Raw genomic sequence first — 21864 nt, forward strand, 5'->3', positions numbered from 1 at the left:
CGGGCCTGTTTCCGAAACAACGGAGGCGGGGCCGCATTCTGCTATGGGTGATTGAGACAGGCGAAGGCGGAATTCTCCGCCCTGAGTAAAGCGACCGGATGAGCGACGAAAACAACAATTCCAACGACGGCAAGACTCCTGCCAACGCGCCTTCGCAGACGGGGCCGCGCGCCCCGCTGAGCCTGAAGCCGCGCGCGACGGGTTCGGTCTCGACCGGCACTGTGAAACAGAGCTTCAGCCACGGCCGTTCCAAGACCGTCGTCGTCGAGACCAAGCGCCGGGCCGGCGCCCAGGGCGGGCATCAGCGCCCGCAGGGCTTCGATGTCGCGCGTCCGCGTTCCGAAGGCGGCGCGCCGCGTTCTGCCGCGCCGCGTCAACCGATGGGCGGAGGTCTGTCGGCCGAGGAGCAGGAAGCGCGTCGTCGCGCCATCGCCCTGGCGACCCAGCAGGCGGCCGAAAAGGAACGCCAGGCCGTAGCCGCCAAGGCCGCCGCCGAGGCTGCCGAGCGCCAGCAGGCGGCCGCCGCTGAAGCCGCCGCCGCCAAGGCCGTCGCCGAAGCCGCCGCTGCAAAGGCTGCTGCTGAAGCGGCGCGGGTCGAGGCCGCCAAGCTGGGCGCCGCCGCCCCGGCGCCGGCCAAGCCCGCTGCGCCCAAGGTCGAGACTCCCAAGGCGGAAGCGCCGAAGGTCGAGGCCCAGAAGGTGGAGGCCAAGCCTGAGCCGGTCAAACCGGCCGCGCCCAAGCGCCCGGCCGTCAACTTCGGCCAGCGTGCGCCCAAGATTCCGCAAGGCCGCGCGCCGCTGGAACGTCCCGCCTTCGGGGGGCGCTCGGCTCGCGAACAGGCGATGGGCGGCGAGCGTCCGCAGGCCAGCGAACAGGCGCCGCGTGAAGGCGGTCGCGAGGGCGGCGAGCGTCCCGCCCGTCCGGCCCAGACGGTTCGCTATTCGGCCCTGAACCCGCGTCCGGCTCCCGGCGCCCGCACCGGCGCGCCCGGCGCGGCCCGTCCTGGCGGCCGCCCGGCCCCTAACCAGCCACCGGCCCAGCCCGAGGTGGCGCGTCCCAGCCGCGCCGGCGGCGGCTTCGCCCGTCCGGCCGGTCGTGAGGACGACCGCGACAAGCGTTTCGCCGACAATGCGCCGGGCAAGGCCGTCAGCCGCACGCGCGGCGAGCCCAAGCGCCGCGAAGGCCGCCTGACCATCCACTCGGTGGCGGGGGGCGACGAGGACGCCGTCGAGCGGATGCGCTCGCTGGCCTCGGTGCGCCGCGCTCGCGAACGCGAGAAGGAAAAGCGCCGCGGCGGCTCGACCGAAACGCCGAACCGTCCGCGTGAAGTGATCATTCCGGACACCATCACCGTTGGCGAACTGGCCAACCGGATGGCGGTGCGCGGCGTCGACATCATCAAATTCCTGATGCGTCAGGGCCTGATGATGAAGATCAACGACGTGATCGATTCCGACACCGCCGAACTGGTGGCCGAGGAATACGGCATGGCCGTCAAGCGCGTGTCGGAATCCGACATTGAAGAAGGCTTCATCGCCGAGGCCGACGAGGCCGACACCGGCGACCTGCGCGCTCCGGTCGTGGCCATCATGGGTCACGTCGACCACGGCAAGACCTCGCTGCTGGACGCCCTGCGCACCACGGACGTGGCGGCGGGCGAAGCCGGCGGCATCACCCAGCACATCGGCGCCTATCAGGTGCGTCTGGCCGATGGTCAGCGCATCACCTTCCTGGATACGCCGGGCCACGCGGCTTTCTCGGCGATGCGGGCGCGCGGCGCCAACGTCACCGACATCGTCGTCCTGGTGGTGGCCGCCGACGACGGCGTCATGCCGCAGACGGTCGAGGCCATCCAGCACGCCAAGGCGGCCGGTTCGCCGATCATCGTGGCGGTCAACAAGGTCGATAAGCCCGACGCCAACCCGCAGAAGATCGTCAACGAGCTGCTGCAATATGAGGTGATTGCTGAATCCCTGGGCGGCGACACTCAGATCATCGAGCTGTCGGCCAAGGAGAAGATCAACCTGAACGGCCTGACCGACGCCATCCTGCTGCAGGCGGAAGTCATGGACCTGCGCGCCAACGCCGAGCGTTCGGCCGAGGGCGTGGTGATCGAGGCCCAGTTGGACAAGGGCCGCGGGCCGGTCGCGACCGTCCTGGTCAAGCGCGGCACGCTGAAGCGCGGCGACATCGTCGTGGCCGGCTCCGCCTGGGGCAAGGCGCGCGCCCTGCTGGACGAGCGCAACGCCCAGCTGACCGAAGCCGGTCCCTCGGTTCCGGTCGAGATCCTGGGTCTGTCGGAAGCCCCCACGCCGGGCGACGTCTTCGCTGTGGTCGAGAACGAGGCCCGCGCCCGCGAACTGACCGAATACCGTCAGCGCGTGAAGCGTGAAAAGGGTCAGGTCTCCGGCGGCAGCCTGTCGCTGGCCGACATGATGGCCAAGCTCGGGTCAAAGAAGATCAGCGAGCTGCCGGTCCTCATCAAGTCGGACGTGCAGGGCACGGCCGAAGCCATCACCACCTCGCTGGAGAAGATGGGCAACGACGAAGTGCGGGCCCGCGTGGTCATGCATGGCGCCGGCGGCATCACCGAGAGCGACGTCAATCTGGCCAAATCGGCCGGGGCGCCGATCCTGGGCTTCAACGTCCGTGCATCGAAACAGGCGCGCGAACTGGCTGAGCGTGAAGGCGTCGAGATCCGTTACTACTCGATCATCTACGACCTGCTGGACGACATTAAGGGCGTGCTCTCGGGCATGCTGGCGCCGCTCCAGCGCGAAACCTTCCTGGGCAACGCCAAGGTGCTGCAGACCTTCGACATCACCAAGGTCGGCCGGGTCGCGGGCTGCCGCGTCACCGAGGGCGTGGTCCGCAAGGGCGCGCGCGTCCGCATCATCCGCGACGACGTGGTGGTGCTGGAGCTGGGCGTGCTCAACACGCTCAAGCGCTTCAAGGACGAGGTCAACGAAGTGCCTTCGGGTCAGGAGTGCGGCATGCAGTTCGCCGGCTTCCAGGACATCAAGGAAGGCGACTACATCGAGTGCTTCACTGTCGAAGAGATCAAGCGCACCCTGGACTAGGGTGCCTAGATCTGGACGTTTGAGCCTCACGGCCTGAAACATGAAGGGCGCGGTTTCGAAAGAAGCCGCGCCCTTTGTCTTTGGCGTTGCGGCCAATTTCCGCTCATCCCGGCGTCCGACGGGATAAGCGGGTGGGGTAGGGTCAGTCCTCCACGACAGACTTCAGCGCGCCGTCCGAGAAGGTCATGGTGAAGCGCTGGATCGGCGCCGCATCGTCGGCCTGAAGCTCGATCTCCAGCCGTTCGCCGGTCAGTTCGGCGGTCATGGAGACCTCGGTCTCGCCCAGCCAGGCCCGGCCCGTCACCTGCTGATACTTCTGCTCCAGCTCCAGGCGGCAGGTTGTTCCGTTTTCGCGGGTCCAGTCCCAGCGCCCGGCGACCGAGGCGGGCACGGTCCATTTGTAGATATAGCCGTCGGCGACCCTGATCCGCTCATCCGCGGCCCAGTCGTCCATGTCGAAGGCGTGGGAGACGATGCGGGCGCCGGGCTTCAGCTGGCTGAGCAGGCGCGGGCGCAGTTCGACATTGATCGATTGCAGCAGATAGAGACTGACCACGGTGGCTTCGCGGACATCGACGCTGAACAGGTCTTCCTCGATGAAGTCGACCATGTGTTCGACCCCGGCCCAGCCCGCGTATTCCATTGCGTCGGCGATGCGGGTCGGGTCGATGTCGAAACCGATGGCGTGGGCGTCCCGGTCGCGGGCGGCGGCGATGACGATGCGGCCGTCGCCGCACCCCAGATCATAGAGGCGATCCTTCGGCCCTACCCCCGCCAGCGCCAGCATGGCGGCCACGGTGTCCTCCTCCGTCGGGACGAAGGGCACGGCCAGATAGCGGTCCGGGTCCTGGGCGTAGTTGTCGATGTCGAAGGGGTCTTTGAACACGGCGGCTCGGATCATGAAGGGGAGGAACGGGCGTAGGGGGCCTAGGCAGAAGGCCATACGCCCGGACGCCCATCATGCCGGATGGACGCCTGCCTCGCCAGCGGCCGAGCATCGAAGGCTTCATCTGACGTTCGGTTGGCTTTAGGGTTCGGCCATCGCGTCGGGGGGCGCAGAAGAATAGGCCGCCAATGTCACGCCCTGGACTGTCCCTGCTCTTGATCGCCTTCGTGGCCGCCAGCGTGGCGACGCCCGCGCTGGCCGACACGCGGTTCCTGTCGTTCGACGCCAGGGATCGCGCCACCCAGGCTCTGACGCGCGGCGTGACGCTGGAGGTGGAGCGCGGCTGGTTCGGCGCCACCTCGGTGAAGAACCTCTTCTCCTCGACCTCGCGCGGATCGGCCCGGTTCGAGCGCGGCGGGCCCGATCAGGTCCGGCGCGTCCTGCCTCAGGGCGCGGCTGACGGCGGAGTCTACAGCATCACGGCCGACGGCGACGGTCGCGCCCTGTCACGCGCCCTGTGCCCCGGCGCGGATGAGGCCTTCATCGTCGTGGGCCGGGTGCGCGCCGGCCATCCGCTGACGATCGAGACGGTCGGCCGCTGGGCCGACGGCCAGTTCCGTCATTGCGTCAGCCTGAACTACAGCTATCGGGGCGAGTGGGCGACAATGCAGGGCTCTTCGCCCGCGCGCGACGTTCCGGCCGCATTCGGCAACAACTAAAGGCGAGGCGGGCGTGCTCATCCGCTGGAGCTTCGCTGTTCTTCTGGGTCTGTTGGCGGGTCTGTGGACGGCGCAGCGGCCGGGCGATCCGGCGCTGTTTCCACCCGAGGGAGAGCAGGCGGCGATCGTCGTTCATCTGCTCGACAACGGGTTTCACACCGATCTGGCGGCGCCGCGCGCGGCGTTGGCGGCCGGAGACGATGCGCTGGCGCGGGCCGTGCGAGCCCTGCCGCCCGGCGACTGGGTGCGGATCGGCTGGGGCGACGCCGTCTTCTATGTCGAACAGGGGCCGATCAGCGGGCGGCTTCCCGACGGCGCGCGGGCCTTCTTCAGGCCGGGCGGCAATCCCTCCGTGGTCATGCTGGACCCCGATCCGGTCGATCCGACCCTTCTGCCCGAGAAGACGCGGGCGACCCTGAGCCTGTCGCCCGACGGTTTTGCAGCCTTGCGCGCGCGCGTGGCGTCCTCGCTGCGGCTGGATGCAGAGGGGCGGGCGGTCATCGCGGCCAGCAGGCCGGGCGACGACGCTGTCTTCTACGCCAGCCATGAGACCTTCTGGGTCGGCCATCTGTGCAATCACTGGACGGCCGAGGTGCTGAACGCGGGCGGCCTGCCCATGCCGATGGTCCGCAGCCTGACCTCAGGCGCGGTGATGCGGGCGGCGAGAACCGCCGAACAGCGCGTGGCGGAACTGGACTTGAGCGACGCAGGCGACTAGACCCCGCCCCTTCGCGTTTCAGAGCCGGCGTCCGATCCCCGGCGGCGCGAGCAGGAGGAGCCCCGATGGCCCGCAAGCAACACACCCGCAACGCCAGCGGTCCCCTGGGACCGTCGCAGCGCCAGCTGCGCGCCGGCGAACTGATCCGCCACGCCTTGGTCGACGTGATGCGCGAACATGAGATCCACGACGAGGCGTTGGCGGGTGTCTCCGTCACCGTGACCGAGGTGCGGATGAGCCCGGACCTGCGCCACGCGACCTGTTTCGTCGAGCCGCTGGGCGCGGGCGTCGAGGCGGCCGAGACGGCCGGGCAGGAGAGCGCCATCATCAAGGCGCTGAATGAACACGCCAAATTCTTGCGCGGTCAGCTGGGCCGCCGCATCGACATGAAGTTCACGCCGGATCTGAAATTCCGCCACGACGAGAGCTTCGACGCCGCCAGCCACATGGACCGTCTGTTCAATGATCCGCGCGTGCGCGCCGACATCGAACAGGCTGACGACCAGGGCGAAGACTGACTCATGGCACGGCGCAAGAAGGGCGATCTCGTCAACGGCTGGGTCTGCCTCGACAAGCCCTATGAGATGGGCTCGACCGAGGCGGTGACGAAGGTCCGTCGCCTGTTCAACGCCCAGAAGGCGGGCCATGCCGGGACGCTGGACCCGCTGGCCTCGGGCATTCTGCCCATTGCGCTGGGCGAGGCGACCAAGACCGTGCCCTTCATGATGGAAGCGCAGAAGGTCTATCGCTTCACCATCCACTGGGGCATTTCGACCGACAGCATCGACCGCGAGGGCGAGATTATCGCCCGGTCGGACGTGCGGCCTTCGGTCGAGGCGGTGACGGCGGCCCTGCCGTCGTTTGTCGGCGAGATCGACCAGACGCCGCCCGCCTTTTCCGCCGTGAGGGTCAACGGCGAGCGCGCCTATGATCTGGCGCGGGCGGGGGTCGAGGTCGAGCTGCAATCGCGCCGGGTGACCATTCATGAGGCGGCGGTGACGGCCGCGCCCGACGCCGATCACGTCGAGATCACGATGCGGACGGGCAAGGGCGTCTATGTCCGTTCGCTGGCGCGCGACCTGGCGATCATGCTGGGCGCCGAGGGCCATGTCTCGGACCTGCGACGCGAGCGGGTGGGGCCGTTCTCGGTCGACAACGCCGTAACGCTGGATTTTCTTGAGGAGTTGGCGCATAAGGGCGCCGCCTTTGAGGGCTTGCTGCCCGTTTCGACCGCTCTGGACGACATCCCGGAGTTGGCCGTGACGGATCAGGACGCCCTCTCTTTGAGGCAGGGACGGCCGATCGTTCTGCTCCCCCGACAGATTGAAACGCTCAAGGCCCGGCTCACCGCCGGTTCGCGGCTGGTTTCGGTCTTCGAGGGCGGAACCCTGGTCGCGCTCGGCAATCTCAGGGCCGGTCGGCTTGAACCCGACCGTGTTTTCAACCTCCCTTGAAGCAGGCCTACCCGCTTGCCGACAGGAACTCCAACGCCCTCAAACAGCGAGCCTCCGCGAGGCGAGCGTTAGGGCAAGAAAGGACCTCCGATGTCGATTACAGCTGAACGTAAAGCTGAAGTCATCGCCGACAACGCTCGCTCGACGGGCGACACCGGTTCGGCCGAAGTGCAGGTCGCGATCCTGACGGAACGCATCGCCAACCTGACCGAGCACTTCAAGACCCACAAGAAGGACAACCACTCGCGTCGTGGCCTGCTGAAGCAGGTTTCGCAGCGTCGTCGCCTTCTGGACCACCTGAACAAGACCGACAGCGCCCGCTATCAGGCGCTGATCGCCAAGCTGGGCCTGCGTCGTTAAGGCGCCCCGGTTGCGGATCGGATAATCTCCACGAGGCGCGGGCGGACACGTCCGCGCCTCGTTCCGCTATTAGTAGCAAGCTTCCCGCGCGCCGCGGGTCTGACCGGCGCAACCGACGCGAGGGCCTTGAATCCGGTCCTCAATCACCCGCCCGGCCGCGACATTGCGGTCAGGTCACCGGGGACCGTTAAGGACTGAACGGCCTGACGCTCCGCACACCCCCGACGGGAATACGCCCGCGGGAGACGAAAGACGAAACATGTTCGATATCAAACGCAAGACGATCGAGTGGGCCGGACGCCCGCTGACCTTGGAGACGGGCCGCATCGCCCGTCAGGCCGACGGCGCCGTGCTGGCGACCTACGGCGAGACCGTGGTCCTGGCCACCGTCGTCTACGGCCGCCAGCCCAAGCCGGGCCTGGATTTCTTCCCCCTGACCGTCAACTATCAAGAGAAGACGTTCGCCGCCGGCAAGATCCCGGGCGGCTACTTCAAGCGTGAAGGCCGTCCGACCGAGAAGGAGACCTTGGTCTCCCGCCTGATCGACCGCCCGATCCGCCCCCTGTTCGTCAAGGGCTTCAAGAACGAGACCCAGGTCATCGTCACCGTGCTGCAGCACGACCTTGAGAACGATCCCGACATCCTGGGCATGGTCGCCGCCTCGGCCGCCCTGACCATCTCGGGCGTGCCCTTCATGGGCCCGATCGGCGCCGCGCGCGTCGGCCTGATCGGCGGCGAACTGGTGCTGAACCCGGCCATCGACCAGATGGGCGAAAGCGCCCTGGACCTGGTCGTCGCGGGCACGCAGGACGCCCTGATGATGGTCGAATCCGAAGCCAAGGAACTGTCGGAAGAGAAGATGCTCGAGGCCCTGATGTTCGCGCACGCGGGCATGCAGCCGGTGATCGACGCCATCATCGACCTGGCCGAGCACGCCGCCAAGGAGCCGTTCGACTTCCAGGCCGAAGACCACTCGGACGTGGTCGCCTCGATCAAGTCGCTGGTCGGCGAGGACATCAAGGCCGCTTACGCCCACCCGGGCAAGTATGAGCGCCGCTCGGGCGTCGACGCCGCCAAGAAGAAGGCCGCCGAGGCCCTGGTGAAGACCGACGAGAAGCCGGAAGGCGTCGACTCGTCCAAGTTCTCGGCCGCGTTCAAGGAATGCGAAGCCGACGTCCTGCGTCGTGATATCATCGAGAACAGCCACCGCGTCGACGGTCGCGCTCTGGACAAGGTCCGCGCCATCGTCTCGGAAGTCGGCGTCCTGCCGCGCACCCACGGTTCGTCGCTGTTCACGCGCGGCGAAACCCAGGCCCTGGTCGTCGCCACCCTCGGCACCGGCGAGGACGAGCAGTACATCGACAGCCTGACGGGCACGTACAAAGAGTCCTTCCTGCTGCACTACAACTTCCCGCCCTATTCGGTTGGTGAAGCGGGCCGCATGGGCTCGCCGGGCCGTCGCGAAATCGGTCACGGCAAGCTGGCCTGGCGCGCCATCCGTCCGATGCTGCCGTCGCGCGAAGACTTCCCCTACACCATCCGTCTGGTGTCGGAGATCACCGAGTCCAACGGTTCGTCCTCGATGGCCACGGTCTGCGGTTCGTCGCTGGCCCTGATGGACGCCGGCGTGCCGCTGGTCCGTCCGGTCTCGGGCATCGCCATGGGTCTGATCCTGGAGCCGTCGGGCGAGTTCGCCATTCTGTCGGACATCCTGGGCGACGAAGACCACCTGGGCGACATGGACTTCAAGGTCGCGGGCACTTCGGAAGGCATCACCAGCCTTCAGATGGACATCAAGGTCGCCGGCATCACCAAGGAGATCATGCAGCAGGCCCTGACGCAGGCTTCGGCCGGTCGTCTGCACATCCTCGACGAAATGTCGAAGGCGATGGAGGCTCCGCGCGCCGAGCTGGGCGAGTTCGCTCCCAAGATCGAATCCATCAAGATCGCGGTCGACAAGATCCGTGAAGTGATCGGTTCGGGCGGCAAGGTCATCCGCGAAATCGTCGAGAAGACCGGCGCCAAGGTCGACATCGGCGACGACGGCACCATCAAGATCGCCGCCAACGAGCAGGAAAAGATCGAAGCCGCCAAGGCCTGGATCCAATCGATCGCCTCGGAGCCGGAAGTCGGCACGATCTACACCGGCAAGGTCGTGAAGGTCGTCGACTTCGGCGCCTTCGTGAACTTCTTCGGCGCCAAGGACGGTCTGGTCCACGTGTCCCAGATCGCTCTGGAGCGCGTCGCCAACCCGGCCGACGTCCTGTCGGAAGGCCAGGAGGTCAAGGTCAAATTCCTGGGCTTCGACGATCGCGGCAAGACCAAGCTGTCGATGAAGGTCGTCGATCAGGAAACCGGCGAGGACATCACCGACAAGATCAACGCCGAGCGCGCTGAACGCGGTGAAGCTCCGCTGTCGGAAGACACCGGCGGCCGTCCCAAGGGCGACCGCAACGGCGGCGACCGCGGCCGTCGCCGTCGCGACTAAGCCTCGGCGTCATCGCTGAATTGAAGAAGACCCCGGTGGAGCGATCCGCCGGGGTTTTTTCTTGGGCGCTATCGTTTGCCGCGCGGCGGCTCGCTGCTTGAGCGCGCCTTCTCCCTCCCCTTCATGGGGAGGGAGAAGATCAGCCCTTGCATTCTTTCGGCGGGGTTTCGCCGTCGCGGGTCCACATCGCGCAGGAACGATCGATCTCGCCCTGGATCAGGTCGCAGGGATTGGCGCTGTTGCAGGGCGGGCGCGTGGCCGGGCTGACGGCGATGCAGCGCTGGACCAGGCGGGCGGAGGCGGCTTCGCCCAGGGTCTCAAGGCAGGGGCGGTCGTCGAGCGGAACCGGCTGGGGCGCCATATCCGGACCTTCGGGCAGGCGGGCTTCGGGCTCGGGGGCCGAGGCGGGCGCTGGCGTCGGGACCGGCGCGGGGGCCGCTGGCTCAGGACGCGGCTGGCAGGCGACGAGCAGGCTGCTCAGGATCAGGCAGGCCAGAAGGGGCGGTCGGGTCATGCGGGGCTCCGGATCGGGGTTCGCCTATGCAACGACGATGGCCCCGATCCGGCTCCGCGAAAAGCCTTATCGGCGGGCGGCCTCGACGGCGGCGCGTTGCAGGGCGAACAGTTCGGTGCAGCCGATTTCCGCCAGTTCGAACAGACGGTCGAACTCGGCCCGGCTGAAGCCGCGCTTCTCGCCGGTGGCCTGAATCTCGACGATCTGGCCTGCGCCGGTCAGGACGAAGTTGGAATCGGCTTCGGCGGTGGAGTCTTCCTCATAGTCGAGGTCCAGCACCGGCAGATCCTTGAACACGCCGCACGACACGGCCGCCACCTGATCCAGAATGGGGTCGGTCGTCAGCACGCCCTCGTCCTTGAGGTAGTTGAGGGCGCTGGCCATGGCCACCCAGGCGCCGGTGATGGAGGCGGTGCGGGTGCCGCCGTCAGCCTGGATCACGTCGCAGTCGATCAGGACCTGACGCTCGCCCAGCGCCTTCAGGTCGACCACGGCGCGCAAGGAGCGGCCGATCAGGCGCTGGATTTCCTGGGTGCGGCCCGACTGCTTGCCGGCGGCGGCTTCGCGGCGGCCGCGAGTGTGGGTGGCGCGGGGCAGCATGCCGTATTCGGCCGTGACCCAGCCCTGGCCGGTGTTGCGCATCCAGCCCGGCACCTTTTCCTCGATCGAGGCCGTCACCAGCACCTTGGTATGGCCGAAGGACACCAGGCATGAGCCTTCGGCGTAGCGGTTGACGCCGGTTTCCAGCGTGACGGTGCGGAGTTGTTCGGGGGTGCGTTCGGACGGGCGCATGGGAATTCCTTGGAAGCGGGATGGCGCGTGCTTATCCTGAAACCATGAGCCTGTCCCGCCCTGACCCGTTTGCGGTGAGTCTCCGTTCCGTTTTGACGGGGCGGAGGGCGGCGCCATGAGCCTGCTTTACCCCTCGCCGGGTCTGGCGACGCTGGATGCGCGGGCGCGCGACATCTTCCGCCGGGTGGTCGAGACCTATCTGGAGACGGGCGAGCCGGTGGGGTCGCACACCCTGTCGCGCGCCGGGCTGGACCTGTCGCCCGCCTCGATCCGCAACACCATGCAGGCGCTGACGCAGGCCGGGCTGCTGGCCTCGCCGCACACGTCAGCCGGGCGGGCGCCGACCCATGCGGGGCTGCGGCTGTTCGTGGACGGCCTCCTGGAGGTCGGCGACATCGGTCAGGAGGAGCGGCGCGAGATCGACGCCCGGCTGGCGGTGATGGGCGCCAAGGGCGGCGGCCGCAATGTCGAGGAGGCGCTGGATGCGGCCTCCTCCCTGCTGTCGGGTCTGGCGGGCGGGGCGGGCATCGTCGCCAGCCCGGTGCGCGAGGCGGGGGTGCGCCATGTGGAGTTCGTGGCTCTGGGCGGCGGACAGGCGCTGGCGGTGCTGGTCGCCGACGACGGGGTGGTCGAGAACCGGCTGATGAATCTGGCGCCGGGCGTGACGCCCTCGACCCTGCAGGAGGCGTCGAACTTTCTCAGCGCGCGGCTGAAGGGGCGCCCGCTGGCCGAGGCACGGCACGAGATGAAGGCCGAGATGGAGGCTGCCCGGCGCGATCTGGACGCCGCCGCCGCCCGTCTGGTCGAGGACGGACTGGCGGCCTGGAGCGGCGGCGCAGGCGGCGGAGGCCACGACCGCAACCTGATCGTGCGCGGGCGCGGCAATCTGTTGCAGGACGCCCGCGCGGCCGAGGATCTGGAGCGGGTGCGCGTTCTGTTCGACGATCTGGAGCAGAAAGAACAGCTGATCGGCCTGCTGGACGACGTCGGCGCCGCCCAGGGCGTGCGCATCTATATCGGCGCCGAAACGCGACTCTTTTCGCTTTCGGGTTCCGCCGTGATCGCGGCGCCCTATATGTCGGGCCGGCAGCGGGTGCTGGGCGCCATCGGCGTCATCGGTCCCGCGCGGTTGAACTACGCCCGTGTCATACCGTTGGTGGACTATACCGCCCGGGTGCTGGGCCGGATTCTGGACGGACAAGAGACGTGAACGACATCAACGACGAGACCCGGGACCAACTCGAGCAGGACATCCACGAGGCCGATCTCGCGCCTGAGGGCGATGAGAACGCCGTGGTCGACGCCCTGATCGCCGAGCGCGATCAGTGGAAAGACCGCGCCCTGCGCGCCGTGGCCGATGCCGAGAACACCAAGCGCCGCGCCGAGACGCAGCAGAATGACGCGCGCGCCTACGCCATCCAGCGCTTCGCCAAGGATTTGCTGGGCGTGGCCGATACGCTGGAGCGCGGTCTGGCGACGGCGCCCAAGGATGCGGACGGCCCCACGGCGGCCATGGTCACGGGGCTGGAGCTGACGCAGAAGTCCCTGCTGTCGGCCTTTGAGGCCAACGGCCTGACCCGCGTCGACCCGGCGCCGGGCGACGCTTTCGATCCGCACCTGCATCAGGCGATGATGGAGCAGCCCTCGGACACCGTGCCGGGCGGCGCCGTCATCCAGACGCTGCAACCGGGCTACGCCCTGTTCGGCCGCACCGTGCGCGCGGCCATGGTGGTGGTCGCGGCCAAGGGCTCGGGCCCGGCGACGGGCGGCGCCTATGCCGATCCGAACACGACGGGCGGGAATTTCGACGCCAAGGCCTGAGGCTTTCGCGCGTTGATATGACGACGGCCCGGCGCAGACGCGTCGGGCCGTTTTTATGCGCCTGCAAAATAAACCGCTCATCCCGGCGGACGCCGGGATGAGCGGGTGGAGAGGTTAGCCCTTCAATTTCGAATCGAACAGTTCCAGCAACCTCCGCCAGCCGTCCTTCGCGTCCGCTTCGCGGTAGGAGGCGCGATAATCGGCGTGGAAGCCGTGCGGAGCGTCGTCATAGAGGATGATCTGGCTGTCGGTCCGGCCCGCAGCCTTCAGCGCGTCGTTCATCGCCCTGACCGTGTCGTTGGGAATGCCGCTGTCCTGGCCGCCGTAAAGACCCAGCACCGGCGCCTTCAGTTCGCCCGCCAGGTCGATGGGCCAGGGGCGACCCGCCGCCTTCTGGTCGTCGGTCGCATTGGCGGCGGGCGACAGGCGGCCGTACCAGGCGACCCCGGAGTCCAGCGCCGGGAAGCGGGCCATCGCCTGCCACACCACCTTGCCGCCCCAGCAGAAGCCGGTGATCCCGACCTTGTCCGCCTTCGCCCAGGATTGGGTGCCGACCCAGTCCAGCGTAGCGGCAATGTCGCCCATGACCTGTTCATAGCTCGCCGCGCCGACGATGCGCTGGATCGCCTGCATGTCGCTGAGCGGGGCTGGGTCCTGGACGCGGACGAAGAAGGCGGGCGCCACGGCCGCATAACCCGCCTTGGCCAGGCGGCGGCAGACGTCGCGGATGTATTCGTGCACGCCGAAAATCTCGGACACGACGATCACGACTGGGAAGGGGCCGGGGCCTTCGGGGCGGGCGATATAGGCGGGCAGGTCAAAGCCGTCGGGCGCCGGATAGGCTGCGTCTTGTGTGACCAGCCCCGCCGCGTCGGTGGCGATCGGCTGGGCGGACTGGCTGAGGGCGGCGGGGGCGTAGGCGGCGAAGAACAGCCCGCCCGCCGTCGCCACGCCCAGACTGCGGCGGCTGGGGGCGATCTGGTCGGGGCTCAGGCCCTCGGGCCGGGTGATCAGGGTCATCTCGGGTCTCCGGTCGGCGCTGTGGAAGCGGCGACAGTGCCTCGGCTTTCCCTCCGCCGTCGAGTCTTTCCGGCCTAGGCGGCGACCCGCAGCGTCAGATTGACCCGCCCGCCGCCGGGCAGCAGGCGCGACGAACCGGCCAGCAGCCGGTCGATCCCGTGGCGCGCCAGCCGCGCTGGGCCGGTCAGGGTGCAGACATCGCCGGAAGCCAGGCGCACCGTACTGGTGGCGCCGCCCTTTCCGGTTTCGTCGGGGGCCGGACCGATGCGAAACACCGCCGTATCGCCCAGAGACACCGACAGCACCGGCGCCGTCAGGTCGCGTTCGTCCTTGTCCTGATGCAGGCCCATCTTCGCTTCGCCCTGATAGAGGTTGACCAGGCAGGCGTCGGGCGGAGCCGGCCAGCCGGTCAGGGCGTCCCACAGGCTCAGCAAGCGGGCCGGGATGGCGGGCCAGGGCGCTCCGGTCGCCGGGTGTGTCGGCTGATACCGATAGCCCTGACGGTCCGACACCCAGCCCAGGGCGCCGAAATTGCTCATCCGCACCGAGAAGGGCCGCCCGCCGGGCGTTGTCGGCCGATAGAGGGGCGCTGCCTCCAGCCCTGCTCGCACCTCGGCCAGCAGTTCCGCCTGCGCCGCCGTGTCCAGCAGACCGGGCCACAGCCGAAATCCGGGCAGGGCGGTCGGAGTTTCCGGGGACGCTGGCGGTGGGATTTGCGAGGTCATCGGCTGAATTTAGCGGCGCGATGCACACTTGTCCGCCATAAGGCGCGGAATCTGGCCGGAAGCGGGCGGAAGGCCTTGCAGCCCCTGCGGTCTTTCCCATATCCGAGCCAATCCGGCGATAACCCCCTTTTCGTTAGGGGCTTGTCCGCCGACCTCATCCACCGCCGTACCGGGCCTCGCGTCCGGCGCGGCATGATTTCAGAAGCCCATCAGGGGGCGGTCACGCGCGGCGCTTGATTTTGCGAGGCCGCCGCATCGCCCGCCGCAAGGAGTGAAAAAGACAAGCCCATGGCCAAGATCATCGGCATCGACCTCGGCACGACCAACTCGTGCGTCGCCGTCATGGACGGCAAGAACCCCAAGGTCATCGAAAACGCCGAAGGCGCCCGCACCACCCCGTCGGTGGTCGCCATCCAGGACGGCGGCGAGATTCTCGTCGGCCAACCCGCGCGCCGTCAGGCGGTGACCAACCCCGCCAACACCTTCTTCGCCATCAAGCGCCTGATCGGCCGCAATTTCGATGACCCGGTGGTGGCCAAGGACAAGGGCATGGTGCCCTTCGAGATCGTCAAGGGCCCGACCGGCGACGCCTGGGTCCAGGCCCACGGCAAGGACTATTCGCCCCAGCAGGTTTCGGCCTTCACCCTGGGCAAGATGAAGGAGGCCGCCGAAGCCTATCTGGGCGAGAAGGTCACCCAGGCCGTCATCACCGTTCCCGCCTATTTCAACGACGCCCAGCGTCAGGCGACCAAGGACGCCGGCAAGATCGCCGGTCTGGAAGTCCTGCGCATCATCAACGAGCCGACGGCGGCGGCCCTGGCCTATGGTCTTGAGAAGAACGACGGTCAGAAAATCGCCGTATACGACCTGGGCGGCGGCACCTTCGACGTCTCCATCCTTGAGATCGGCGACGGCGTGTTTGAGGTGAAGTCGACCAACGGCGACACCTTCCTGGGCGGTGAAGACTTCGACATGCGTCTGGTCGACTACCTGGCCGACGAGTTCAAGAAAGAGCAGGGCGTCGACCTGCGCTCGGACAAGCTGGCCCTGCAGCGCCTGAAGGAAGAGGCCGAAAAGGCCAAGAAGGAGCTGTCCTCGACGACCCAGTACGAGGTCAACCTGCCGTTCATCACCATGAACGCCTCGGGCCCGCTGCACCTGAACATCAAGCTGTCGCGCGCCAAGCTGGAAGCCCTGGTCGATGACCTGGTCCAGCGCACCATCGAGCCGTGCAAGAAGGCCCTGGCCGACGCCGGGCTGAAGGCTTCGGACATCGACGAAGTGGTTCTGGTCGGCGGCATGACCCGCATGCCCAAGGTGCAGGAAGCCGTGAAGGCCTTCTTCGGCAAGGAACCGCACAAGGGCGTGAACCCGGACGAGGTCGTGGCTCTGGGCGCCGCCGTTCAGGCGGGCGTGCTGCAGGGCGACGTCAAGGACGTGCTGCTGCTGGACGTGACCCCGCTGACGCTGGGCATCGAGACGCTGGGCGGCGTGTTCACCCCGCTGATCGAGCGCAACACCACCATCCCGACCAAGAAGGCCCAGGTCTTCTCGACCGCCGACGACAACCAGTCGGCCGTGACGATCCGCGTCTTCCAGGGCGAGCGCCCGATGGCCGCAGACAACAAGGTCCTGGGTCAGTTCGACCTGATGGGGATCCCGCCGGCGCCGCGCGGCATGCCGCAGATCGAGGTCGCCTTCGACATCGACGCCAACGGCATCGTCCACGTGACGGCCAAGGACAAGGCGACCAACAAGGAACAGTCGATCCGCATTCAGGCCAACGGCGGCCTGTCGGATGCGGACATCGACCAGATGGTTAAGGAAGCCGAGGCCAACGCCGCGGCCGACAAGGCCCGCAAGGAGCTGGTCGAGGCCCAGAACGGCGCCGACAGCCTGGTCCACTCGACCGAGAAGGCCCTGTCCGAGCACGGCGACAAGATCGACGAGGCGACCAAGACGACCATCCAGTCGGCCCTGGACGATCTGAAGTCGGCCAAGGACGGCACGGACCCCGAGGCCATCCGCGAGAAGACCAATACGCTGGCTCAGGCTTCGATGAAGCTGGGCGAGGCCATGTACGCCGCCCAGCAGGGCGGGGCTGAAGGCGACGCCGAGGGTCAGCCCGCCGACGACGGCGTGGTCGACGCCGAGTTCGAGGAAGTCTCGGACACGGACGAGAAGAAGGACGCCTGAACCGGCGCCTGACTGATGTTCGGCCCCGCTTGTCAGACGGCAGGCGGGGCCGTTTCATAGAACTTGCATCATTCGACCGGGCGCCCATGTCATCAGGCAGGCCGTCGGTCATCCGCGAACGGAACGCCTCCGTGTTGAAGAGAGGCTCGAAAGCGGCGGGAAGGTAAGAGGACGAACGCCTGATGGCGCAACGTGACTATTACGAGATTCTGGGGGTCGAGCGGACGGTCGATGCGGCCGTGCTCAAGAGCGCCTATCGCAAGCTGGCGATGGAGCACCACCCTGACCGCAACGGCGGCTCTGAAGAGTCCGTGGCCCGCTTCAAGGAAATCTCCGAGGCCTACACCGTCCTGTCTGACGAGCAGAAGCGCGCGGCCTATGACCGTTTCGGCCATGCGGGCGTGGGCGGCGGCGGCGCGGGCGGGGGCAATCCCTTCGGCCAGGGCGGCGGCCAGGGTTTCCACGACATCAACGACATCTTCTCCCAGGTCTTCGGCGACGCCTTTGGAGACGCCTTCGGCGGCCGGGGCGGCGGCGGACGCCAGAGCCACGGGCCGCGTCGCGGCTCGGACCTGCGCTACGATCTCGAGATCACCCTGGAGCAGGCTTACAAGGGGGCCGAGGTCGAGATCGCCATCCCGACCCTGATGGCCTGCGAGGTCTGCGACGGCTCGGGCGCCAAGGCGGGCACCAAGCCGACCATCTGCTCCACCTGCGGCGGCGCCGGGCGCGTGCGTCAGGCCAACGGCTTCTTCCAGGTCGAGCGCACCTGCCCCCGCTGCGGCGGTTCGGGCGAGATGATCGCCGACCCCTGCACCACCTGCCGGGGCCACGGTCAGGTCCGCAAGACCCGTAAGCTCAGCCTCAAGGTTCCGGCGGGCGTCGACGACGGCTCGCGCATCCGCCTGTCGGGCGAGGGCGAGGCGGGCCAGCGCGGCGGGCCTCGCGGCGACCTCTACGTCTTCCTGTCGGTGCAGCCGCACGAATTGTTCGAGCGCGACAATCTGGACCTTCTGGTCACGGTGCCGGTGCCGATGACGGTGGCGGCCCTGGGCGGCGTCGTGGACGCCCCCTGCCTGATCTCGGACGCCTGCGACGGCAAGTGCAAGGCCCCGGTCGAGGTGCCTGCGGGCGCCCAGACCGGCAAGACCGTCCGCATCAAGGGCAAGGGCATGCCGCACCTGAACGGACGCGGTCGCGGCGACCTGGTGGTTGAACTGTTCGTCGAGACGCCGACCGATCTGAACGCACGCCAGAAGGAGCTGTTGGCCGAATTGGCGGCGTCGCTGGGCGAGAGCCAGACCCCGCGCAACACCAGCTTCGCCGGCAAGGCCAAGCGCTTCTGGGCCGACATTCTGGGCGGCGACGCCGATAATCCGAAAGAAACCGCGTGAGCGACATCTTCCACGCCGGCATCTCCGGCGCCCGGGGCCGCATGGGCCGCGCCGTTTCTCAGGTTCTGGACGCCCGTGAGGACGTGGTGGTCGCCGCCCGCTTCGATCGCGGCGAGACCGTCGACCTGAAGCTGTGCGACGTCATCATCGACTTCTCGACGCCCGAGGCCTCCGTGGCTCTGGCGCGCGCCTGCGCCGAGGCGGGCGGACCGGCCCTGGTCATCGGCTCCACCGGCCTGACGCCGGAGCAGGAGACCGAGATCGAGGTCGCCGCCGAGAAGATCGCCATCGTCATGAGCGGCAACTTCTCGCTGGGCGTGAACATATTGATCGGTCTGGTCGAGCACGCCGCCCTTCGGCTGGACGCGCGCGACTGGGACATCGAAGTGCTGGAGACTCATCATCGGCGCAAGGTCGACGCGCCTTCGGGCACGGCCCTGATGCTGGGCGAGGCCGCCGCCAACGGCCGGGGCCGCGATCTGGCGGAGCTGCAAAGCGCCCCCTACGACGGCATCACCGGCCCGCGCGAGCCGGGCAAGATCGGCTTCGCCTCCCTGCGCGCCGGCGGCGTGATCGGCGAACATACCGTGATGTTCGCCTCGGAAGACGAGATGCTGACGCTGTCGCATTCGGCCATCGACCGCAGCCTGTTCGCCAAGGGCGCCGTGGCCGCCGCCGCCTGGGTGCGCAACCGCCGCCCCGGTCTCTACGACATGCAGGACGTGCTGGGCTTTCGTCAGGCTTGATGCCTGGGGGCGCTGAGGCGCCCCGCGTATCGCTTGCCGCGCGGCGGCTCGCTGCTTGAGCGCGATTTACGCGCGACTTCTCCCTCCCCGGGACGGGGAGGGTGAGGCGTTTCGCCTTGTTTTTCAGGCCGCCTTGTCTTTCAGGCCGCCTGGACGAGGAGTTCGGTCATGGCGCCGCGCCAGGCCAGCAGATCCGGCGAGCGCGCGACGATCAACTGTCCCAGCGCCTCGGATTGGCCGAGAGACGGCGCGGTCATTCCCCAGGCAGCGAAGTCGCGGCGCTCGATATGCTCTCTGGCGACGACCTCAATGTCTTCATGCCGTTCATCGAAATGCAGATGCAGCATGAGGATATCGAGCGCGCTGGGCGAGCCTTCCAGAAATTGCACGAACGTGCCGTCCTGAAGGGTCAGGGCGCCGCTGATGCCGTTTCGGGCGTTCAGATAAGCCGCGACATGGACGATATCGGCAAGCGCCGCCGCCTCTTCGTCCGGCGAAAGTCGTGACCGGCTGCAGTAGACCAGCTGTTCCAGCGTGTTCATGGCGGCCACGCTAGACCAGTATCTAAGGATGTGAAAGTAGAGTCTTCATCAACGCCCGGTTGAACCGAATCCTCCGGCGCCCCGCTCGGTTTCGTCCAGGGTTTCGACCTCGACCATCTGCGCCTGCTCATAGCGGGCGATCACCATCTGGGCGATGCGGTCGCCGCGCTTGATCTCGAACGGCAGCTCGCCGTGGTTGATCAGGATGACCCCGACTTCGCCGCGATAATCGCTGTCGATGGTGCCGGGCGAATTGGGCGCCGAGACGCCGTGTTTCAGCGCCAGGCCCGAACGGGGTCGCACCTGGGCCTCATAGCCGGGTCCAAGGGCGATCTTCAGCCCTGTGGGAACCAGCTTGCGTTGGCCGGGCTCCAGCACCAAGGTCTCGCCCTCTGCGAGGGCGGCGCGCAGGTCCATTCCGGCCGAACCGGCGGTCTCATAGGCGGGCAGGGCCAGACCCTCGGCGTGGGGCAGGCGTTCGACGCGGACGGTGGTCATGTCGGGAGGTCTCTTCTAGGCCTTGAAGTGATCGGCGATGCGCTGGGCCAGCTTCCTGGCGACTTCGGTCTTGGATTGGCGGGGCCAGGGCTCGTCGCCATCCTGGGTGAACAGGGTCACGGCGTTTCCGTCCGAGCCGAACACCTCGTCCGAGACGTCGTTGCCGACGATCCAGTCACAACCCTTGCGTGAGAGCTTGGCGCGGGCGTTGGCCTCAAGGTCGCTGGTCTCGGCGGCGAAACCGACCACCAGTTTCGGGCGGCGCGGACCGGGCGCAGAGACGCCCGCCAGGATGTCGGGGTTTTCGATCAGGGCCAGCGACGGCGGTCCGCCCGGCGCCTTTTTGATCTTGCCCGAGGCCACGCCGTCCACGCGCCAGTCGGCGACGGCGGCGCTCATTACGGCGATGTCGGCGGGAAGGGCGGCCTCGACGGCGGCCTTCATTTCGGTGGCGGCCTCGACCCAGACGCGGGTCACGCCGACAGGGGCGTCCAGCGCCACCGGGCCGGAGATCAGCGTCACCTGCGCCCCCAGATCGGCCAGGGCGGCGGCGACGGCGTAGCCCTGTTTGCCGCTGGAACGGTTGGTCAGGCCGCGCACCGGGTCGATCGGCTCGAACGTCGGCCCGGCCGTCACGACAGCGGTCCGGCCGGTCAGCGGGCGCCCGTCCGGCCCGGCTAGCAGGCGGGCGATGGCGTCCAGAATGATCGGCGGCTCGGCCATGCGACCCGGCCCGAACTCGCCGCAGGCCATGATGCCGTCGTCCGGTCCGACCACGGCCATGCCGTGAAAGCCGTCGAAACCCTTCAGCCGCTCGACATTGGCCTGAACCGCCGGATGCAGCCACATGCGCACATTCATCGCCGGGGCCAGCAGCACCTTCTTGTCGGTAGCCAGAAGCGTGGTCGAGGCCAGGTCGTCGGCCATCCCGTTGGCCGCCTTGGCGATCAGCCCGGCCGTGGCGGGCGCTGCGACCACCAGATCGGCCCAGCGCGACAGCTCGATATGGCCCATGGCGGTTTCGTCTTCCGGCATGAACAGGTCTTGTCGGACCGGATGGCCTGTCAGGGCCGCCAGCGACATGGGGGTGACGAACTGGGCCCCGGCCTTGGTCAGGACGGTCATCGTCTCCGCCCCGGCCTTGCTGAGCAGGCGGATCAGTTCCAGCGCCTTATAGGCGGCGATGCCGCCGCCGATGATCAGCAGGACCTTGCGGCCGGTCAGGACGCTGGAAAGCGAGGGTGCGGTCATGAACCAAGGTCTAGCGGCGTGGCGTGACGGCGTCGAGACAAAGCCACCTCGCTTACGCTTATGTCAGCAGCAGCGTTGAAGGGGCGAAAAATCTATGTCTATCTGCGTTCGTCGAAATTTCAGAGAAGGGGCGACTGATGGCTGTGCGGAGGTTGGCGGCGCTAGCGGCGTCGCTGTTGTTTCTGGCCGGATGCGACAGCGGCGGCTCGGCGGTGGAGACCAGGGACCGCAGCACCGCTGAACCGGTCGGATTGAGCGCGGCGGCGGAAACCGACATGGCGGGCGCCGCAGGTCCTGTCGAGGCGGCCAAACCTGCCGTCACCGCCAACCGGCGCGAGACCGCCGACGCCAAGGTGCAGCGGCTGTACGAGCGCAACGGCGCCGACTTCGGCGCGCGCTCTGCGGACGACTATCTGCAGAAGGTCCGGACCTTCACCGAGGCGACGCCGAAAGGAACCGAGACGGTTAAGCGAGCCAACGGCGACACTCTCTTCTATCAGGCTGCGACCAACACCTTCGCCGTGGTGGACCGCAACGGCGTGCCGCGCACCATGTTCAAGCCGGACGACGGCCCGACCTATTGGGCGCAGCAGAAGGAGCGGGCGCCCACCTTCGGCCAGCGTCGAAACGCGACCCGCACGGCTGAATAGCGGGCGAGCG

Annotated in this window: 21 protein-coding genes; 13 read left to right on the plus strand and 8 right to left on the minus strand. The window is 67.9% G+C overall.

Going from position 1 to position 21864, the window contains the following annotated elements:
- Positions 1-98 precede the first annotated feature (98 nt).
- Positions 99-3080, plus strand: coding sequence for a translation initiation factor IF-2 (infB, locus tag D1604_RS10500; protein ID WP_119413235.1), 2982 nt, complete (start codon positions 99-101; stop codon positions 3078-3080).
- A 142-nt stretch (positions 3081-3222) separates the two neighbouring features.
- Here infB and D1604_RS10505 read toward each other — a convergent pair whose 3' ends face one another.
- A complete protein-coding gene (locus tag D1604_RS10505) occupies positions 3223-3966 on the minus strand; it encodes a class I SAM-dependent methyltransferase (protein WP_119413307.1) in 744 nt (247 codons plus the stop codon).
- A gap of 188 nt (positions 3967-4154) precedes the next feature.
- On the opposite strand from D1604_RS10505, the gene D1604_RS10510 reads away from it, so the two are divergent.
- The 6 genes from D1604_RS10510 (at position 4155) to pnp (ending at position 9705) form a co-directional block, all read left to right on the plus strand.
- Complete coding sequence (locus D1604_RS10510) at positions 4155-4685, plus strand: hypothetical protein (protein WP_024354286.1); 531 nt, start codon at positions 4155-4157, stop codon at positions 4683-4685.
- Positions 4686-4698: 13 nt separating this feature from the next.
- Complete coding sequence (locus D1604_RS10515) at positions 4699-5403, plus strand: DUF2459 domain-containing protein (RefSeq protein WP_233552038.1); 705 nt, start codon at positions 4699-4701, stop codon at positions 5401-5403.
- A 65-nt stretch (positions 5404-5468) separates the two neighbouring features.
- Complete coding sequence (gene rbfA, locus D1604_RS10520) at positions 5469-5921, plus strand: 30S ribosome-binding factor RbfA (protein ID WP_119413236.1); 453 nt, start codon at positions 5469-5471, stop codon at positions 5919-5921.
- Positions 5922-5924: 3 nt separating this feature from the next.
- The gene (gene truB / locus D1604_RS10525; protein WP_119413237.1) at positions 5925-6857 is read left to right on the plus strand and encodes a tRNA pseudouridine(55) synthase TruB; all 933 of its coding nucleotides are present in this window, start codon (positions 5925-5927) and stop codon (positions 6855-6857) included.
- Positions 6858-6947: 90 nt separating this feature from the next.
- Complete coding sequence (gene rpsO / locus D1604_RS10530; RefSeq protein WP_024354282.1) at positions 6948-7217, plus strand: 30S ribosomal protein S15; 270 nt, start codon at positions 6948-6950, stop codon at positions 7215-7217.
- 259 nt (positions 7218-7476) lie between these two features.
- Positions 7477-9705: a polyribonucleotide nucleotidyltransferase gene (gene pnp / locus D1604_RS10535; RefSeq protein WP_119413238.1), complete on the plus strand. Its 2229-nt coding sequence runs from the start codon at positions 7477-7479 to the stop codon at positions 9703-9705.
- Positions 9706-9844: 139 nt separating this feature from the next.
- On the opposite strand, the gene D1604_RS10540 is transcribed toward pnp, so the two are convergent.
- Positions 9845-10219, minus strand: coding sequence for a hypothetical protein (locus D1604_RS10540; protein ID WP_119413239.1), 375 nt, complete (start codon positions 10217-10219; stop codon positions 9845-9847).
- Between the two features lie 66 nt (positions 10220-10285).
- Positions 10286-11011: a ribonuclease PH gene (gene rph, locus D1604_RS10545; RefSeq protein WP_087139716.1), complete on the minus strand. Its 726-nt coding sequence runs from the start codon at positions 11009-11011 to the stop codon at positions 10286-10288.
- A gap of 115 nt (positions 11012-11126) precedes the next feature.
- Between rph and hrcA the strand changes: the two genes are divergently transcribed.
- Together hrcA and grpE are read left to right on the plus strand one after the other, a co-directional pair.
- Positions 11127-12221: a heat-inducible transcriptional repressor HrcA gene (gene hrcA, locus D1604_RS10550; RefSeq protein ID WP_024354278.1), complete on the plus strand. Its 1095-nt coding sequence runs from the start codon at positions 11127-11129 to the stop codon at positions 12219-12221.
- The gene (gene grpE / locus D1604_RS10555; RefSeq protein ID WP_119413240.1) at positions 12218-12832 is read left to right on the plus strand and encodes a nucleotide exchange factor GrpE; all 615 of its coding nucleotides are present in this window, start codon (positions 12218-12220) and stop codon (positions 12830-12832) included. The genes hrcA and grpE overlap by 4 nt, the downstream gene beginning before the upstream one ends.
- 114 nt (positions 12833-12946) lie before the next feature.
- Here grpE and D1604_RS10560 read toward each other — a convergent pair whose 3' ends face one another.
- Both D1604_RS10560 and D1604_RS10565 read right to left on the minus strand, forming a co-directional pair.
- A complete protein-coding gene (locus D1604_RS10560; protein WP_119413241.1) occupies positions 12947-13852 on the minus strand; it encodes a dienelactone hydrolase family protein in 906 nt (301 codons plus the stop codon).
- 74 nt (positions 13853-13926) lie between these two features.
- Positions 13927-14577: an alpha-ketoglutarate-dependent dioxygenase AlkB gene (locus D1604_RS10565; RefSeq protein WP_119413242.1), complete on the minus strand. Its 651-nt coding sequence runs from the start codon at positions 14575-14577 to the stop codon at positions 13927-13929.
- Positions 14578-14865: 288 nt separating this feature from the next.
- On the opposite strand from D1604_RS10565, the gene dnaK reads away from it, so the two are divergent.
- The 3 genes from dnaK (at position 14866) to dapB (ending at position 18913) form a co-directional block, all read left to right on the plus strand.
- Positions 14866-16773: a molecular chaperone DnaK gene (dnaK, locus tag D1604_RS10570; protein WP_024354274.1), complete on the plus strand. Its 1908-nt coding sequence runs from the start codon at positions 14866-14868 to the stop codon at positions 16771-16773.
- Positions 16774-16955: 182 nt separating this feature from the next.
- Positions 16956-18167 (plus strand): molecular chaperone DnaJ, encoded by a 1212-nt coding sequence (gene dnaJ, locus D1604_RS10575; protein WP_119413243.1) that lies wholly within the window; start codon positions 16956-16958, stop codon positions 18165-18167.
- The gene (dapB, locus tag D1604_RS10580; protein ID WP_024354272.1) at positions 18164-18913 is read left to right on the plus strand and encodes a 4-hydroxy-tetrahydrodipicolinate reductase; all 750 of its coding nucleotides are present in this window, start codon (positions 18164-18166) and stop codon (positions 18911-18913) included. The genes dnaJ and dapB overlap by 4 nt, the downstream gene beginning before the upstream one ends.
- A 140-nt stretch (positions 18914-19053) precedes the next feature.
- Here dapB and D1604_RS10585 read toward each other — a convergent pair whose 3' ends face one another.
- Genes D1604_RS10585 through coaBC form a run of 3 tightly spaced genes read right to left on the minus strand, consistent with a single transcriptional unit; the run spans position 19054 to position 21204 of the window.
- A complete protein-coding gene (locus D1604_RS10585) occupies positions 19054-19455 on the minus strand; it encodes a BLUF domain-containing protein (protein WP_119413309.1) in 402 nt (133 codons plus the stop codon).
- A gap of 48 nt (positions 19456-19503) precedes the next feature.
- The gene (gene dut / locus D1604_RS10590; RefSeq protein ID WP_119413244.1) at positions 19504-19953 is read right to left on the minus strand and encodes a dUTP diphosphatase; all 450 of its coding nucleotides are present in this window, start codon (positions 19951-19953) and stop codon (positions 19504-19506) included.
- Positions 19954-19968: 15 nt separating this feature from the next.
- A complete protein-coding gene (gene coaBC / locus D1604_RS10595) occupies positions 19969-21204 on the minus strand; it encodes a bifunctional phosphopantothenoylcysteine decarboxylase/phosphopantothenate--cysteine ligase CoaBC (RefSeq protein WP_119413245.1) in 1236 nt (411 codons plus the stop codon).
- A gap of 137 nt (positions 21205-21341) precedes the next feature.
- On the opposite strand from coaBC, the gene D1604_RS10600 reads away from it, so the two are divergent.
- Entirely contained in the window at positions 21342-21854 is a 513-nt protein-coding gene (locus tag D1604_RS10600; protein WP_119413246.1) for an S-type pyocin family protein, read from the plus strand.
- The last annotated feature ends 10 nt before the right edge of the window (positions 21855-21864 follow it).

It is taken from the genome of Brevundimonas sp. LPMIX5, from assembly GCF_003576505.1.
Lineage (GTDB): Bacteria > Pseudomonadota > Alphaproteobacteria > Caulobacterales > Caulobacteraceae > Brevundimonas > Brevundimonas naejangsanensis.